The following is a 19262-nucleotide window of genomic DNA, read 5'->3' on the forward strand; positions in this document are numbered from 1 at the left end:
GACCAACGCGGAAATCGAGCGACTTGCACTGAGCGGCGTCGAAGTGAGTCGAGATTCAGTGACCGGGGGCAGGGGGAGAAAGGGTTTTCAGGTTTTTGCACAGATGCGGAAATTATCACTAATCAGCCGGACATGATATTACTTAATACAGCAGATTTCAAGGAAAGTGAGGTACACAAACTCGCGTCTGTTACCCAGGTAAAAAGCGTGTATTAACGTGAGTTCGATGAACCTCTCCCGGACAACCTCCCACTCCCACGGGGAAAGGGAGCAACGAGAAATTAGAGTTTTGGTTCGCCTCTGTGTGTCCAAGAAGGGTTGGGGGAGAGGTCAAAAAAGGACTTGTCGAACTCACGTTGTATTACTACTGAATTCTGAATTCTGAATTCTGCTGTATTTATCTTCAATCCGGCTTGAACTCCATTTTTTTTTACTCTGAATTGACAAAGTATGAGCGATCGCTAAACTCTTACCCATTTCAATACCTTCGGGTCTTTGTCATAGCGGTAGGTAAAGCCATCATTGGTAGTAATAGACTTTCCAAGGCTAGCCTTGCTTCTAATGGTGTTAATGCTAGAGTCTGTTAATGTCTGCATTTCCTTATGAGAAAGACCTACAATTGTGCCAATCTCTGGCGATATTTCTACTTGACTTTGGGATTGATTATTGGGTAAAACATCTATTGTCATTCCAGGATTTTCAGAGGGATTAATCACAATCTCTTTTGCTTTTTGTCGCCGATAATCTTGCACACTAATCAATTGCCAACTTGAATCATGTGATAGTTCTAAAACCCATTGATGATAATTAGACAAACTTTCTCTATGTCCTACACTGATAAATGTTGTTTTTGTCTCTTGTAACTGTTGATATAAATTTCCTTCATTATTCAAATCTAAAGCACTAGTTGCTTCATCTAAGATAGTGAATCTAGGATGAGTAATTAATAGTCGTGCAAAAGCAAGGCGTTGTTGTTCTCCTAGCGATAATATGTTCTCCCAAGGAACTTCAGTATCAAAGCCATCCACTCGACTCACCAAGTTTTGCAAGTTGACTTGTTGTAAAACTTTTTTGAGTTCTGCGTCGCTCATTTGACGAGTTGTATTAGGGTAGAGTAACTGTTCGCGCAAAGTTCCTAAGATTATATAAGGGCGTTGGGGCAAAAACAACACTTCTTCTAAGGGAGGTCGCACCAGACGACCAGTTCCCGCATTCCACAAGCCTGCGATCGCTCTCAACAGAGAACTTTTACCTCGACCACTGGGGCCAACAATCAATAAACCTTCTCCTGCTTTGACAGAAAGGGACAAATTTTCAACAATCACCTGCTCATAGTTTGGCGTTTGTAAGGTGACATTTTCAAAAGCAAGATAGTTTTCTTCTCTTGTTTTAATAGTACTTACTTTCTCTGGTTCTTTGGTAACAAACTCTAACGCATTAGACAACTCAGATAAACGCTCGACATAACTAGAAAATCGTCCTGATGTTGCAAATTCTCTAATTAATTCTGCCATAGCAGTAGCAAACAAATTACATGCCAAACTAGCTTGGCTAATTTGTCCAAAATCAATTTCACCTTTAATCTGTAAAGGCCCAAATACTATGAATGGAAATATTTGGATAATCGCTTGATATCCTCTGTTAAAAATATCTTGGCTTATCTCCCAATTAATCTTGCGGTTAGCACTTTTAATAATATTATTAAATCTTCGCTGAATTATATTTGATTCTTGCTTCTCTCCCTGAAAAAAAGCTATTGATTCAGCATGATTACGAACATGGGTCAAACTGTAAGTATAGTCCGCTTCAAATTCGAGTTCTTCTTGTTTAATATTATTCAATTGTTGAGCTAAGTAAATTGCAATTAAATTCCCTAGTATGGTATAAACAACCAATGAAACTGCAATCAATTTAGAAAGAAACCAGAGAATTATTAAAAAAACGCTCATTTCCAGTACTTTTTCTAAGAAAGTAGCTGAAAAACTGAGAGCATTTCTGGGAATCGGTTCAATTTCTTGAGATAGACGTTGGTCTGGGTTATCAATATTAGATTTAAAATTTATTTTATAATAAGCCCGCCTACTTAAATATTTTTCTATAACTTGTTTATTTAGCCATTGATACCAATCAAGAGCGATTTTTTTTCTGACAAATTTAGAAACCCCTACCAAAAATGTTACTAATAGGAGAGCTCCACCATAAAGCCATAAAGTATCATAAAACTTAGAAAGATCGTTTTCCTTAGTGATGATATCGAGTAAATCGCGAGTAACGAAGCTATTAAAAACAGTTACGCCCACGAGGGCGATGATTAATAAGATTAAGAGAATCAGCATTCCCCATGTGCGAATCACATCTGAAAATGCTCTTCCTTCTGACTCTGTGGGATACCAGTAAGGGCCAGCGATCGCTTTGACATCTTCCCAAAATTGAGTAAAACCTGAAGTAGTATTCTTGATGGTTTGATTAGGTACAGTTTGAGATTGCATGTTGTAAAAATCAGTTGACGCTCTTGAGGCTGACTGAATAACTTTGGTATCTTACTATATTGAGCAGACAAAACAAAACAAATATTTAATTCCTCTTTTTGGGAATTTGTAATATCCAAAAAGAGCGATTATTTAAAGGTTCCATTCCGCCATAATTCCAATACCTCCTTGGCTGAAAAATAGCGTTCTTGCTCAACAGCAAGAGATTTAATCACTGAGCACATTTTTTCATATTGCTTCCTTGGTTGAGGATTTTGCAGTTGTTTTTCAAATAGATATTGAAAATTACTAACTCCACTCCATTTGCCGAAGAGAATCTCTATGGTATTGTAAGGGAAAGCAGCATAGCTTTGAGGGTCGCTAAATAAAGAATTGACATGAATACCTGATTCGTGCCGTTGAGCAGTTTGAGAGTAAGGTGCAGCTGGACGAACTCCTAATTGCTCAATGTAATCAGTCACGGCAGTAAGCGCATCATAATTAATCCCCTTAACTTCAATTCCAAAACGGACTCGCAACCCGTTTAACACCTGCTCAATGGCAACATTTCCGGCTCGTTCCCCAATCCCGCAAAACGTACCCGATACTAAAGTTGCTCCAGCGATGACGGACTGGAGAGTATTTTCGAGAGCCAAGCCCATATCATTGTGGTAATGTACCCCGAAAGCAACCCCAGTTGTACGCTGGAGCAAGTCGTTAATCCAGACGTAACTCTTTTCTGGACTGAGGACTCCGACTGTATCACAAAGCATAAAATGATCGAGATAAGGGCTAAAAGAGCGGATACATTGCACTAAAAAGTCAAAATCGGCTCTTGAGGCATCCTCGGCGGCAAAGTCTACGGTGAGTCCAGCAACTGTAGTGGCATAGTGTAAATTTTCGACAATCAAATCAATGGCGTTTTGGCGAATTCTCTCGATTACTTTTTTTGGGATATCGTCATCAATGGTTTTTCCTTTAAACTCGTTCAACAAACGGATCTGAGGATCTCGCAGAAATAGCAGGCGATCGGAAAGGCCGTAGAAAAGGATGATGCGCTTAACTCCGTACAGTTTGGCTTGATCAATGTACTGCTTTCCCGTCATGGTAGCAGCAGCGATCAGGCTATCAAATCCCTCCGATATTAATGATTTGACTAGCTCTTCTTCTTGCTCATGAACACGGGGCATCATAGATAATCTATGTACTCCAGTTTGGGCAATTAAATGGGCTAGTTTTCGTTTAGTTGGATAGGAGAAGAAAATGCCTGCTTGTTGTTCTCCATCCCGGAGAGTTTCATCACAAATTATGATAGGAAGAGTTTCCATTATTTTAGACCAATTCAAAATTTAAAATTAAGAAAACCAAACTAATTTAAAAAAGTCAATGATTGTAAAATCCGCTTTTTTTGTTCATTTATGCTCTGCTTCCTCTAGCATCAACCTCTGGAATTGTATCGCTAATAGTTTGACGTTAGGTTCATAAAGCATTTGACCGTGGTTTCCAGGTACAGAAATCACCTTTACAGGCTTTTGAGTATAGTTTTGCCATCCCCAATCTGGTAGATCGTAATCAGAAAAAGCTTGGAGTTCTTGCAAAACAATCTCCTTAACTTCTTGAGCGCAAAATAAAGCAATGGGGGCAGCAATTGAATGAGTAGGACGATAATTTGCGTAATTGAGCGTTAGAACTTTCATCACTTTCATATTGGTTTTGAGTAAAGAAAGGGTGGAGTGTTCCGGTAAAACATTATTTCGGTACAAATACTCTGCCGCCAGTTCCCACCTGGCTTGGTCATTGGGTTGAGCAGCTAAATTGTCGTATTGCAGTCCTAAAGAAACTCCCTTTAAGGCTTCAATCCGTCGAATCAACTGCCAAATCCAATCAAGCTCTGTTCTATCAGTAAAATACTCAGGCTTAGAAACTAGTCCAGCGTCCAAGATAGCTAGTAAACTCACCGTTTCACCTTGCTGTTCTAGCTGAGAAACCATTTCAAAAGCAACGGAACAACCTGAAGAGTATCCTGCTAGTATGTATGGGCCTTGAGCTTGCTGTTGACGTAATACATCAATCAGTTGACTCGCATGGGCTGCTACTGAGTTAGGGAGTGGCTTAAGTCCGTCTCTTCCTGGAGTTTCCAGTCCATATACTGGATGTTCAGTTCCTAAATTGATTGCTAAATCTCGAAAATAGAACCCGTATCCGTTTGCGCCAGGAAGAAAAAATAGAGGGGTTGCATCTCCTTGAGGTTGGAGTGAAAGTAAATCGGAATTTGAGTGTTGAACCTCACTATTACAAAGTTGTTTTGCTAGTTGAGCAATAGTAGGATTTTGAAATAAACTACTTAAAGAAAGTTGTTGCTCAAAGACTTGTTGAATATTATTGAGCAGTTTGATTGCTAATAAAGAATGACCGCCCAAATCGAAAAAATTATCATGAATCCCAATGTCTTGATGTTCGAGGATAGCAGACCAAATTTGCGCCAATTCCTGTTCGACTTCGTTGCGTGGGGGTTCATATAAGCCCTCAATTACAGCATTTGGAGCAGGTAAAGATTTGCGGTCAACTTTGCCATTGGGAGTTAAAGGGAACTCATTTAATACGATGATCTGAGCAGGGATCATATAATCGGGCAGACGGGATTTAAGATGATTTTTCAATTGGGTAGACAAATCAGTTGTGATTCCGGTTACATAAGCAATTAAACTCTGGTTGTTCTCAGTTTTATATAAGATGACAATTGCTTCTTTAACTGACGGATGTTGCAACAAAATCGATTCAATTTCACCAAGTTCAACTCTAAAACCCCGTAGTTTAATCTGCTCGTCTATGCGACCCAGATATTCAAGGTTTCCATCAGATCCCCATTTTGCTAAATCACCGGTTTTATAAATTCGCTCAATTTTACCGAATAACTCAATTTTGATAAATTTCTCGGCGGTTAAATCAGGACGGTTGAGATAGCCTCTTGCCAAACCCACACCAGCAATGCATAATTCTCCAGGTATTCCTGGGGGTAAGGGCTGATTTTGAGCATCTAATATATAGATACGGATATTGAATAATGGTTGACCAATAGGTGGTTTTTTTCGATTAGGATGACAGAGTGCTAACACAGCAGTAACCGTAGATTCCGTGGGGCCGTAGCAATTAAAGAAACACCGTCCCATTCCCCACTGAGTAACTAATTCGCCTGGACAAGCCTCACCACCAACTGCTATGGTTTTTAAATCGGGTAAGCTCGCTTGAGGTAAGATAGATAAGGCCGAAGGAGGTAAAAAGCTATGGGAAATTTTGTGATGAGTTAAGAAGTCAACTAAGATTTGACTGGGTAACAAGGTTTCTTTTTTAGCAAGATACAAGCAAGCACCAGTGACGAAGGTAGTTGCAATTTCACCAATAGATAGATCAAAACTAAAAGAACCAAACTGAAGTAAACGGCTGTGGTGTTGAACTTGAAAAGCTTTACCCCAGGACAAGCCTAGATTAACAATTGCTTGATGCTCAATCATCACCCCTTTGGGCCGTCCCGTCGAACCAGAAGTATAGATTACATAAGCCAAATCATGAGGCGTACTTTGAGGTCTGGGATTTTCTTTTAATGCTTCGGGAAAAGTTTCTTCATCCAAACAAATTACCTGACAGGATTTTTCAAGATTTGCTAGGGGTAATTGTTCTAATAAAAAACTTTGGGTCAGCAATACCGATGTTCCAGAATCTTCTAACATGAACCCAATCCGTTCTTGAGGATAATTGGGATCAATTGGCACATAAGCCGCACCTGCTTTCAGGATACCGAGTACACCAATAATCATTTCCAAAGACCGTTCGACGCAGATACCGATTAAAGTGTCTGGCTTAATTTGGTGATTTTGAATTAAATAATGAGCAATTTGATTAGCTTTTTGATTAAGTTGTTCATAAGTTAACTGTTGAGATTCAAATACTAAAGCGATATTATGAGGATTTTTATCAACTTGTTTTTCAAATAAGTCAACTAAAGTTTTATCGTGGGGATAATCAGTTTGAGTTTGATTCCAGCGTTGTAATTGTAGAAGTTCGGGCGCTGTCATCAAAGGCAGAGTATTGATAGGTTGCTGAGGGCAATCAACAATTCCTTTGAGCAAAACTTCAAACTGTTCCGCCATCCTTTGTATAGTATTCTTCTCAAAGAGATCGGTGGCGTATTCCCAATTGAGATTTAACTGGTTATCAGATTCTATGACTAGAAGTGCTAGGTCAAATTTAGCAAACGGATAGGTTAATGGGAGCCATTCAATATCTAGTCCTGGTAAACTCAGGTCGGGACTTTCATTATTTTCCAGTGCTAACATGACCTGGAATAAAGGGTTATGACTCATACTGCGTTCTGGTTGCAACTGTTCTACCAGATACTCAAAGGGAATGTCTTGATGAGAGTATGCATCTAAACAAGTTTGGCGAGTTTGTTGCAGGAAATCGATAAAGCTTTGTTCTGGCTTAATTTGGTTACGCAGGATCAAGGTATTGACAAAAAAGCCGATTAACCCTTCTGTTTGGCGGTGGGTGCGGTTAGCGATTGGAGAACCAATACATAAGTCTTCTTGGCGACTGTAACGAGAAAGCAGAATACTGAAAGCTGCCAACAAAGTCATAAACAAACTTGCCCCTTGCTGTTGGCTGAAAGTTTTGATGGCAAGAGTTAAGTCAGGCGATAGAGAGTAGCGATCGCGATCGCCTCGGTAGCTTTGCAATGCTGGGCGCGGATAATCGGTAGGCAACTCTAGTAATGGGGGAGCATTGCTGAGTTGATTTTTCCAGTAGTTGATCTGGGTTTCTAATACTTGCCCTTGTAACCAATTTCGTTGCCAGTTTGCGTAATCACTATATTGAATAGGTAATGGTGCAAGGTTTGGGGTTTCTCCTTGGGCAAAGGCGGTATAAACTTGTCTTAACTCACGCACAAACACCCCCATTGACCAGCCGTCGCTAATAATGTGGTGCATATTGATCAGTAGCACGTATTTCTGATCCTTGAGTTGCAGCAGTTTTGCTTTAAACAAAGGGCCAGTATTTAAGTCAAACGGTTCTTGAATATAACCATCGATAAAACGCTGGAGGTTTGGGGAGTGGGGAGATGAAGGAAATATTGATACTATTTCTTCTCCCCCTGCCTCCTGTTCTTGCCAGTTTTGTACAGTTAAAACTTCGATGTCGTCTAAATTACAGAGTGCAACCTGGGGTTGTCCCGCCACTGTGGGAAAATACATTCTCAGACTGTCATGCCGATTAAGCAGATAAGCCAAACTAGAATGCAAAGCATCAATATTGAGGTTTCCATCCAGTTGTAAAGCGATCGGCATATTATAACTAGCTGATGGCCCTTGAAGTTGCGCTAACAGCCAGAGGCGTTGTTGAGCAAAGGAAAGCGGTTTGGGGACATCATCTGGTAAAGTTGGAATTTCCTCTGCCATCACAGATCCGGCTTTGGCAGAATTTAAGAACGCCAATATATCTGCTTTGTTGGCTTGAATTTCTTGCTTGAGTTCAGAAGTTAAGGCGTTTTTACTAGTACGAAGCCGTAACTTATCATCTTCAGCCCAAATTTTGCAGCCTATGTTCTGCAAACGAAGCATTAAAGAAACTATTTGCTGATTTTGTGTCATAGTCATAGTTCAATTTCCTCTTCGTCTGAGTTTAAAGGTTGTATATCTGCTGTAGAGAAATTAATCCAAATGCAGCTATCTATATAATTTGCCAATTCGCTGAGGATAGGAGACTCAAATACTTGACGCAGTGGCAGTTCTACTTTAAAAGTGTCGCGGATGCTGTAGCACATTTGGGTGGCTAATAGAGAATGTCCTCCCAACTTGAAGAAGTTATCATGACGAGCAATCGCTTCAAATTTAAGCAGCTTCGCCCACAATTCGGCAAGCAATTTTTCGGTCGCTGTTACAGGCAATTCAATCTCTGTTGATGAAACGGTTGAATTTGGTGCAGGTAAAGCTTTACGGTATACTTTTCCATTTGGTGTTAGTGGTAGTTTTTCTAAAACAATAAAATGGCTAGGAATCATATAATCTGGAAGAGTTTTTTCCAGACTATCTCGCCATTCTTCTAATAACGCTGGATCAACTTGATTGGTGCGATATTGTAACGGTTGGTTGGCATAATGCTGCCAAGGTTTCAACCGCAAATTTTCCCCTTGATTAAATCGTGGTAGTGTTACCTGTCCAGGAATATTCCGTTGAAAAACAACATCGTAATCAGAAAATTCTGTGGGGTTATATTGGATAAAAGGCGTATAGGGCAAATCTCGTACTACATTTCGGAATTCTTCGGGTTCTATCCCTGATCTGACTTCGGCAACTGCGGCTTTTAAGTCTGAAATAGTACCATCCAATTGACTAATTTTTTCTAACAATAGCATTTCTGAAGTTAGACGTGCATTCGGAATATTCTTAATACCTAGAAAATCGGGTTGCTGAGTAGTTAAAATTCTCTCGATTGTTTTTAAATTGAGTTCCTCAGTTTGCCAATCTAACCATTCAGGTTCCTCGACGGGAGTATCTGTTTGATCCAAATGTAAAACAACGTCATAACGAAAACGGTTCATTTCCGTCTGACCATAGCCTCGTTTTAATTGAATTTGTACATGACTAATCCGAGGAAATCGTTGTTTTAAAGCGATAAATAAATTAGGATCAATCAGTAATTCTCCTTCGGTGCGGATACTTTTTTGAATCTGTTGACGCAAGTCTTTAATTAATAATTCATTAGGGGCGCTATAAAACTCTACTGCGGTGTGGAAAGCTTCTAAGAAATGGAGATTTCGCACATCCCCAATGAATATTTTTCCTTGATTACTCACAGCACTAACAGCACCACCGATAACTTCTAACAAGTAATCTAAAGAAGGAAAATATTGAATAACAGAATTGAGCATTACTAGGTCATAATTATTTCTCTCAATGCTGTTAAATTGGTTAGCTGCACTTTGTTTTAAAGTAACTTTTTCTTTGAGAGATTGCTGTTGAAGATGTTGTTCAATATAATGCAAGCCTGCTGCTGCAATATCTGTACCCAGGTACTTTTGACAATGGGGAGCAATTTTCAACAATAACATCCCTGCTCCACAACCGATTTCCCAGACGCGTTTTGGTGCAAGTTCTAAAATTTGGTCAACAGTTTTATCTCGCCATTCTTGCATCACAAGTTTGGCATAAGGTTTTCCTGTATAGCTATCATTCCAACTAGCCAAATTCAGGGTTGGGTCATCTTCTGGATCTTGTGATTGATGGTAAGCATCATTGAAAACTTGTTGCCATAATTCCACCTGTTCACCTTGAAGGTCTTTATCTTCTGTTCCTGTTGGGACAATGTATGCTACTAGACGTTGATCGAAATCACTGTCCTCTCGGATAATGACAACTGCTTCTTGAATTTTTGGGTGTTTGAGTAATGATGCTTCAATCTCACCTAATTCAATGCGGAAACCACGAAGTTTGACCTGGCGATCGATGCGACCTAAATATTGCAAATTGCCGTCAGGTAGCCAACGAGCTAAATCGCCAGTTTTATAAATCCGCTCAGTTTGGTTGAAGAGATTGAGGTCAATGAATTTTTCAGCACTCAAATCGGGACGATTCAAATAACCCTGTGCTAAACCCGCACCTGCAATGCAGAGTTCCCCAGGAATACCAGGAGGAAGGGGTTGGTTATAACTGTCTAGAATATAAATCCGGGTGTTAGCAATGGGCTTCCCGATAGATACCACAGCACCTTGAAAATAGTTTTTTCTCTCAAAATTATTTATCTGATAAATATCTGACCAAATAGTGGTTTCTGTCGGGCCATAAAGATTCCATAGTTCAGCACTTCTTTCTAGTAGTTGATTAGCAAGTTCCCAGGTTAAAGCCTCACCGCCGCAGAGGATTTTTAGTTGTGTTGAACCTTTCCATCCGGCGGCTAATAATATGCGCCAAGTCGCTGGAGTCGCTTGCAGGAAAGTGATACCATTAAGCAATTGTTCTGATAACTGTATACTGTCAGAAGCAATTTCACGACTGACTAGAACAATTTTGGCTCCTACTATTAGAGGTAAATAAATTTCTAGTGCAGCAATATCAAAGGATATAGTGGTGATAGCCAGAAGAGTATCGGATGCAGCTATTCCAGGCTTTTCCTTCATTGAATATAAGAAATTCGTTAGTGAAGAGTGACAAACTGCTACACCTTTTGGCCTTCCTGTAGAACCAGAAGTATAAATTACATAAGCTAAATCATCAGGGCTACTTTGTAAGTTGAGATTATTTGTTGGCTGATTAGCCCATGTTTCTTTCTCTAGAAATACTACTTGACAGGGGTTTTTTAGTTTTTCTAGCGGAAGTTGCTTTTTGATGGGGTTTGTTGTTAGTAATACACAAGCATTACTATCTTCGAGCATTAAATGAATGCGTTCTTGAGGATAACTCGGATCAATCGGCACATAAGCACCACCCGCTTTGAGAATAGCAAAAATACCAATGAGCATTGATTGCGATCGCTCCACGCAAATCGCAATTAAGGGATTATCTGGTAATTGTTGCTCTTTTTTGAGTTCCAATAAATAATGCGCTAGCTGATTGGCTTTTTGGTTGAGTTCTTGATAACTCAGGCTTTGATCTTCAAATACCACCGCAATGTTATCGGGTGTTTTTGCTACCTGTTCTTCAAACAGACTCACCAAAGTCTGGTTTTTGGGATAATTAATATCGGTTTGATTCCAAACTTGCAGTTGTTGAATTTCTGCGGTTGTGATTAAAGGTAGTTTACCGATCGCCTGTTGGGGATTTTGAGCGATCGCTTCCAGCAAGACTTCCAAATGTCCCGCCATCCGTTGAATTGTTTCTGCTGCAAATAAATCTGTGGCATACTCCCACATACAATGGAGTTGGTCGCCCCTTTCGCAAAAATCCAGTGTTAGGTCAAACTTGGAAAATGGTAAACTTTGATCTAAATATTGAATATCAAGACCTGGTAAACTAACCTTTTTCCCCGCTTCTTGAGTATTTTGCAACACCATCATCACTTGAAATAAGGGATTATGGCTCAGACTGCGTTCTGGTTGTAACTGTTCTACCAAATACTCAAAGGGAATATCTTGATGGGCGTAGGCATCTAAGCAAGTTTGGCGGGTTTGTGGGAGTAACTCACTAAAACTTTTCTCTGGTTTGATTTTGCTCCGCAATACTAAGGTATTGACAAAAAAGCCGATTAATGGTTCTGTGTTGCTATGGGTACGGTTTGCGATCGCAGAACCAATACATAAATCCTCTTGACGGCTGTAACGCGATAGCAAAATACTAAAAGCTGTCAACAGCGTCATAAACAAACTAACGCCGTGTTTTTGACTCAAGATTTTAAGTTTCTGAGTTAGTTCCAGGCTCAAACAACATTCTTCACGCCCACCTTGATAACTTTGTTGCGCTGGACGGGGATAATCGGTAGGCAAATCTAGCAATCGGGGAGCATCGCCTAGTTGTTGTTTCCAGTAATTTTCCTGAGTTTCTAAAATCTCCCCTTGTAACCAACTGCGCTGCCAAGCTGCATAATCGCTATACTGAATCGGCAACGGTGACAAGTTCGGAGTATACCCCGCAGCAAAAGCAGAATAAGCCTGTTCCCATTCGCGTTTAAATACTCCCATTGACCAGCCATCACTAATAATGTGGTGCATATTAATCAGCAACACATTTTTTTGTTCGCTAAGTTGCAGCAGTTTTACTTTGAATAGTGGGCCAGTATTTAAGTCAAAGGGTTCTTGGGCATGGGTATCTGATAACCGTTGTACGGTTTCTGCTTGGATTTGAGGATCGAGTGACTGTAAATCTGCAATTGTCAGTACTTCTATATCCTCTGGGTTTTGGATAACTACTTGCGCTTCTCCTTCGAGTGCGGGGAAATAAGTACGTAGAATGGTATGGCGATCGAGGAGATAATTAAAACTTGCACGCAACGCTTCTAGATTCAACTTGCCTTCAAGTTGTAGTGCCGTTGACATATTGTAAGTACCGGAAGTTCCAGTGCCTTCAAGTTCGGCTAAAAACCAGAGTCTTGATTGAGCAAAGGACAAAGTTTTAGGAGCATTTTCAGCTTGTGGTGTGATGGCAGGTAAAGCAACACTTGCAGATGCTTTGTCAATTTCTGTTGCCAACTCCGACAAAATGCTCTGCTCAAATATTTTGCGGACAGGTATTTCTACGCCAAAAGTATCACGAATACGGGCAACTAATTGGGTTGCTAATAATGAATGTCCGCCCAATTCAAAGAAGTTATCAAGACGACCAACAGACTTTACTTTCAGGAGGGTTTGCCATAAGGTAGTCAACAATTCTTCAGTTGGTGTTACTGGCATTTCCAAGTTACTAGAAGTGGCTGTATTTGGTGCTGGTAATGCTCTACGATCTAGTTTACCGTTAGGGGTAAGGGGCAACCGATCTAATACCATAATTTGGCTAGGAAGCATATAATTCGGCAAGCGAATTTTCAGGTAATCTTTGAGTTTACCACCTAAGTTTACAGATTTTTCTGCTGCCGTGAGATATGCTACTAACCTGGAATTATTATCAGTTTCATCTAAAATAAGAACCGCTTCTTTAACTAAAGGGTGTTGTAATAATAGCGATTCAATTTCACCAAGTTCAATCCGAAAGCCCCGTAATTTAACTTGAGCATCAATGCGGTTTAGATACTCAAGGTTGCCATCATCTTTCCATCTTGCCAGGTCGCCAGTTTTGTAAATTCGCTCAGTTTTGCCAAATAATTCAACTTCAATGAATCTTTCGGCAGTAGTTTCAGGACGATTCAAATAGCCTCGTGCCAAACCGACTCCCGCAATGCACAATTCTCCAGGAATGCCAGGGGGTAACGGTTGATTGTGACTATCTAATATGTAAATGCGGATATTAGATAACGGTTGACCAATAGAGGGTTTTTTCCCATTGGGTTCACAACTAGAGATACTGGCGATAACCGTCGATTCCGTCGGGCCATAGCAGTTGAAAAAACGTCGTTTTGTTCCCCACTGTGCCACCAACTCGGCTGCACAAGCTTCACCACCAACGATTACGGCTTGCAAATCAGGTAATGAGGCTGGAGGTAATACAGATAAGGCGGAAGGAGGTAGCGTCAAATGGGAAATTTTGCGATCGCACAATAAGTCAACTAAAGTTTGACTAGGTAATAAAGTTTCTTTCTTGGCTAAATACAAACAAGCACCTGCGGATAAAGCAGTGGCAATTTCACCAATAGACAAATCGAAACTAAAAGACCCAAACTGAAGCCAACGACTGTAGTGTTTAACTTGGAAAGTTTCAGCCCAGGCTAAACTCAAGTTGACAATTGCGCGATGCTCAATCATCACCCCTTTAGGTTGTCCTGTTGAACCAGAAGTATAAATTATATAAGCTAAATTATCAGGGTTACTTTGAAGATTGGGATTATCTGTTAATGCCGAAGCAAAAGTTTCTCCATCTAAACAAATGAGCTGAGGTTTGAGTTGAGCTAAAGGTAATTGCTCTAATAAAAAACTTTGGGTCAGCAATATCGATGTCCCAGAATCTTCTAGCATGAACTCAATCCGTTCTTTGGGATAATTGGGATCAATCGGCACATAAGCTCCACCAGCTTTGAGGATACCGAGTACACCAATAATCATTTCTAAAGACCGTTCAACGCAGATCCCAATTAAGGTATCTGGCTGAATTTGGTAATTTTGAATTAAATAATGAGCGAGTTGGTTAGCTTTTTGATTAAGTTGTTGATAAGTTAGGGTTTGGGATTCAAACACCAAAGCAAGATTATTAGGGTTTTTGGCTACTTGAGTTTCAAACAGTTCAACCAAAGTTTGATTGAGGGGATAATCAGTTTGAGTTTGATTCCAAATTTGCAATTGCTGACGTTCGTTTTCTGCAATCAATGGCAAATTATTAATGTTTTGTTGAGGATGATCAACAATTCCTTTAAGTAAAACTGCAAAATGCCCCGCCATCTTTTGGATAGTTTTCGCTGCAAACAAATCGCTTGCATATTCCCATTCTCCTGTTAGTCCTTGGGACGTTTCTCGAAAAATCAGCGACAAATCAAACAGAGTTGTAGTATTTTCCCATGTGAAACGGGTAAAGGTTAATCCATTGGTTTCTAGTTGCTGCTGGGTTTCATTTTGTAACCCAAACGCCACTTGAAATAGGGGATGATGAGAAAGCGATCGCTCTAAGCCGAGTTCCTCAACCAGTTTCTCAAAGGGTAAATCTTGATGATCATAGGCATCTAGAGTTACTTGCTTGACTCGTTCAAGTAATTCTAAGAAAGTTGGATTCCCTTGCAGATTGGTACGTAAAGCTAAGGTATTGACAAAAAAACCAATTAATGGTTCTGTTTCCCGACGATTGCGATTAGCGATCGCAGAACCAACAACAATATCCTCTTGACCACTGTAGCGCGAAAGTAACAGCGTAAATGCTGCAAGTAAAGTCATAAACAGAGTAGTTCCTGACTCCTGACTCAAACGCTTTAACTTCTGTGTTAAATCCTGATTGAGTTCCAAAAACTCGCTACGCCCTCTGAAACTTTGAATTGATGGGCGGGTTTTATCTGTGGGCAATTCTAACAGAGGCGGGGCTGCGGCTAATTGTTTTTGCCAGTAATTGAGTTGGGTTTCGAGTACCTTTCCTTGTAGCCATTGTCTTTGCCAATGGGCGAAATCGGCATACTGTAGCGGTAATTCAGTTAAGGGAGAAGATTTTCCGGCGCAAAATGCGGTATAAAGGCTGAACAATTCACGGCGAAATATGTCCATTGACCAGCCATCACAAACGATATGATGAATGACGAGCAACAGTAAATAAGATTGGTCACTCAATTGCAACAACTTTACTCGCAGTAGAGGTGCTTTTGATAAATCAAAGGGCTGTTGCAATTCTGCTGTCGCTAACTGCGTGGCTTTACTTAACTGATTTTCTTCAGTCAATTGTCGCCAATCTAACACTTCCATTGTCAGTTGAAAATGAGCATGAATTACTTGTATCGGTGACTCATCGACAACAGAGAAAGTGGTACGTAGCACTTCATGACGTTGGACAACTTCTTTAATAGCTTGTTCTAAAGCAGTTAGATTAATAAATCCATTAATCTGCCAGAAAAACGGGACATTATAAACACAATTTTCGCCTTCTAGTTTGTCGATAAACCAGAGTCTTTTTTGAGCAAACGACAGAGGAAGAGGTTGCTCCCTTGATACGGGTTTTATAAGTGGAGATTGCTGTTGCTTTTTCAGTTTCTGGAGGACTAATTCTCGCTTTTCTGGGGCAAGGGCTTCTAGACGTTTTAGTATATCGCTCATAATAATTATTTTTGAAAATTAGTTTTTATCGAACCACAGAGACACAGAGAACACAGAGAGAGAAAAAAATAAAACATTCCATTAATTTATAAGTAATTTTCTCTAAAAACACTCTGCGTAACTTTGCGTTTACTCCGCGTTCCTTTGCGTTTCAAAACTTATAAAAGTAATTGCTGCCTCAACTCTTCCTCTCCTAACAGATCCACTTCCCCTAAAATCTGTTCTATGGCATCATTATCTGCTTGTTCAATCTGTTGAGTAATCACTTTTTCAGCAAGTTCAGCAATAGTCGGATTCTCAAACAAATAACGCAGAGAAAAATCTAAACAAAAAGCTTCTCTTAACCGAGAAATCACTTGTGTAGCCAATAAAGAATGTCCCCCCAAATCGAAAAAATTATCGTGAATTCCAACCTGTTTGACTTTGAGAACTTCAACCCAAATCGTGACTAATTCTTGTTCCGTGGGCGTGCGAGGAGCAACGAAATCAACCTCTAGATTTCTTTGCTCAACATTTGGAGTGGGCAAAGCACGGCGATTGATTTTACCATTAGGCGTGAGGGGGAATACCTCTAGAAACACGAAAGCAGCAGGAATCATGTAGTCAGGTAACTTTGTTTTGAGGAAATTTCGCAAACTGCTAGGATTTGGTGGATTATCTTTGGCAACGAGATAGGCAACTAAATACTTGTTTCCAGTTTCATTTTCTCGTGCCATAACTACAACTTGTTTGATCTCAGGGTGTTGAATTAGAACTACCTCAATTTCTCCTAATTCAATGCGGAAACCGCGAATTTTCACCTGTGTATCAATTCGACCAATAAATTCCAGATTTCCATCAGGAAGACGGCGGATTAAATCTCCGGTTTTGTAAAGCGTATCTCCCTCAACAAAAGGGTTAGGAATAAATTTTTCACTGGTTAATGTAGGTTGATTTAAGTAACCTCTAGCAACACTTGCCCCACCCACATAAAGTTCTCCAGGAACGCCAAGTGGAACTCTATGTAAATCTTTATCTAGTAGGTAAACTTGTCTATCACCGATGGGTTTTCCAATAGGAATTGAATGGTGTTCTTGTTGAGGAATTGGGTAACAACAGGTAAAAACTGTACATTCTGAAGGGCCATAGCCATTAATTAATTGCGTTCTCGGTAGTAGTTTTAAAGCGCGATGAACATGAGGTACAGAAACAGATTCTCCCCCAAACAGCAGTTGTTTCACCCCTGACAACCCTTGTGGCATTGTATCAATCATGAGATTGAATAGGGCTGTAGTCAGAAATAGGGTGTTAACTCCTTGTTCTTGGATAATGTGGTTTAATTTTTCAGGTGTGGGAATTTTGTCTGGGTAAAGCACACAACGCCCACCATAAAGCAAGGGTGTCCAAAGTTCTAGGGTTAGTGCATCCCAAGAAATAGATGAATGTTGTAGCCAAATTTGTTTTGCATCAAGGTGAATATAATCAACCCCAAACATAAAACCAATAATGCTACGATGGGTAACTTCTGTTCCCTTTGGTATTCCCGTTGAGCCAGAGGTATAAATGATATAAGCTAAGTTTTCTGGATTAACTTTACTGAGCAAATTTTCTTTTTTGTGTTGAGCAATTATTTCCCAATCTGAGTCAAGATTCACTACAGTTTGATTATGGATTGGGATGCGATCGCACAAATGAGTTTGCGTTAGTAAAATCGATGTCTGTACATCTTCTAGCATAAACGCCAGCCGATCTGTTGGATAAGCTGGATCTAGCGGAATGTATGCCCCACCCGCTTTGAGGATAGCCAGCATTCCTATTACCATTAAAAGCGATCGCTCTACACAAATTCCCACGCGTACTTCGGGTTTAACTCCCAAAGCTTGTAAATAATGGGCTAATTGATTGGCCCGGTTATTCAACTCCCGATAAGTTAAATGTTGTTTTTCATATACAAGTGCTACTGCATCAGGAGTTTTTTCTACCTGTTCTTCAAATAAACTATGAATACATTTGTAATGAATATAATTTATATTTTGACTATTTTCTTGAAGAATTAATTCTTCCTGTTCGGCGGCACTGAGCAGAGATAATTGGGAAATATATTGTTGTAAATTAGTTGCCATTCCTGTCAGCAATGTTTGGAAATGTCCAATCATTCGGACAATTGTCTCTTGATCAAAACGATTGGTATCATAGACAATCCTTCCAGACAATTGGGATGCAGGATTAACCACCACCGTTAGCGGATAATTCGTGCGTTCAAAACAACGAAGATGACTAATTTCTAAAGTTTTTTGGCTTTTCTGTTCGGCAGAATCTAGCGGATAATTTTCAAACACTAAAAGACTCTCGAACAAAGGCATTCCTGGGGGAATATCACTCAATTGCTGAATTTCTGCTAGAGAATAATAAGCATACTGTTCCTGTTCAAATGCTTGCTTTTGTAATTGCTTGAGCCAGGGTAATAATTCCGCTTTTCCACTAACTTGTACCCGTATGGGAAGCGTATTTATTAGTAATCCCACCATCGAATCCACTCCCGCAAGCGTTGGTGGACGACCGGATACGGTTGCACCAAAGACCACATCACTTTCCCCACTGTTTATAGTGAGCGAAGTCGAACTATAGCGGTAAAGCAGCAGCGCATAAGCTCCTTGCACCAAATTATTCAGAGTTAAATGATGCTGTCGAGCTACATATTGCAATTTCTCAGTTACCGTTTGAGATAATTGAAAAGTTTGTTCATGATATATTCCTTGTTCTTGTTCCCTGTTCCCGATTAAAGATGTAGGATTTTCAAATCCCTGGAGGGTTTGTTGCCAAAAGTTTTTTGCTTGAGTAAGCTCCTGTTGCTGTAACCAATTAATATATTCAGAGTAAGGACGAGAAGGTATCAGGCGTAAATGTTCGCCTCGCTGATGTGCTTCATAAAAAGCTAAAACTTCTTTGAGGATAATCTGCATTGACCAACCATCAAAGAGAATATGATGATGGCTCCAAATAAATTGGTAAATATAATCCTCTAGGCGGATGACGGTGAAGCGCATCAGAGGAGCTTGAGATAGATCAAATGGTTTTTGGCGATCGCATTTCAAAAAATCCTCTAGATGCTGTTGTTGTTCATCCGGTGTGAAATTCCGCCAGTCCAATTCCTCCCACGGCAGATCCACTTGCTTACTCACCATTTGTAAGGGCTTTTCTATCTCTTCCCAATAAAAAGAACTGCGTAAAACTGGGTGTCGTGCCACAACTTGCTGCCAAGCTTGCTCAAAGGCAGAAAAATTTAATTCTCCTTGGAGAATGCAAAGCAACTGCTCAAAATAAACTTCCGATTCTGGTGTATAAAGGGTATGAAAAAGCATCCCCTGCTGCATGGGCGAAAGTTCATAAAGATCATCAATATTGTTCATAACAATGGGATTAGGAATTGGGGATTGGGCATTCACAAATGACAA

Annotated in this window: 5 protein-coding genes; all 5 read right to left on the reverse strand. The window is 40.0% G+C overall.

The window, feature by feature from the left end:
- Positions 1-461 precede the first annotated feature (461 nt).
- The gene (locus tag RMX98_RS29160; protein WP_322679553.1) at positions 462-2489 is read right to left on the reverse strand and encodes an ABC transporter ATP-binding protein/permease; all 2028 of its coding nucleotides are present in this window, start codon (positions 2487-2489) and stop codon (positions 462-464) included.
- Between the two features lie 128 nt (positions 2490-2617).
- Complete coding sequence (hphA, locus tag RMX98_RS29165) at positions 2618-3796, reverse strand: 2-benzylmalate synthase HphA (protein WP_322679552.1); 1179 nt, start codon at positions 3794-3796, stop codon at positions 2618-2620.
- Positions 3797-3880: 84 nt separating this feature from the next.
- Entirely contained in the window at positions 3881-8119 is a 4239-nt protein-coding gene (locus RMX98_RS29170; protein WP_322679551.1) for an amino acid adenylation domain-containing protein, read from the reverse strand.
- A complete protein-coding gene (locus RMX98_RS29175; protein ID WP_322679550.1) occupies positions 8116-15828 on the reverse strand; it encodes a non-ribosomal peptide synthetase in 7713 nt (2570 codons plus the stop codon). The genes RMX98_RS29170 and RMX98_RS29175 overlap by 4 nt, the downstream gene beginning before the upstream one ends.
- 158 nt (positions 15829-15986) lie before the next feature.
- The gene (locus RMX98_RS29180; RefSeq protein ID WP_322679549.1) at positions 15987-19253 is read right to left on the reverse strand and encodes an amino acid adenylation domain-containing protein; all 3267 of its coding nucleotides are present in this window, start codon (positions 19251-19253) and stop codon (positions 15987-15989) included.
- Positions 19254-19262 lie beyond the last annotated feature (9 nt).

Origin of the sequence: Nostoc sp. DedQUE02, from assembly GCF_034531035.1 — a bacterium.
In the GTDB taxonomy this organism is placed as follows: Bacteria; Cyanobacteriota; Cyanobacteriia; order Cyanobacteriales; family Nostocaceae; genus Nostoc.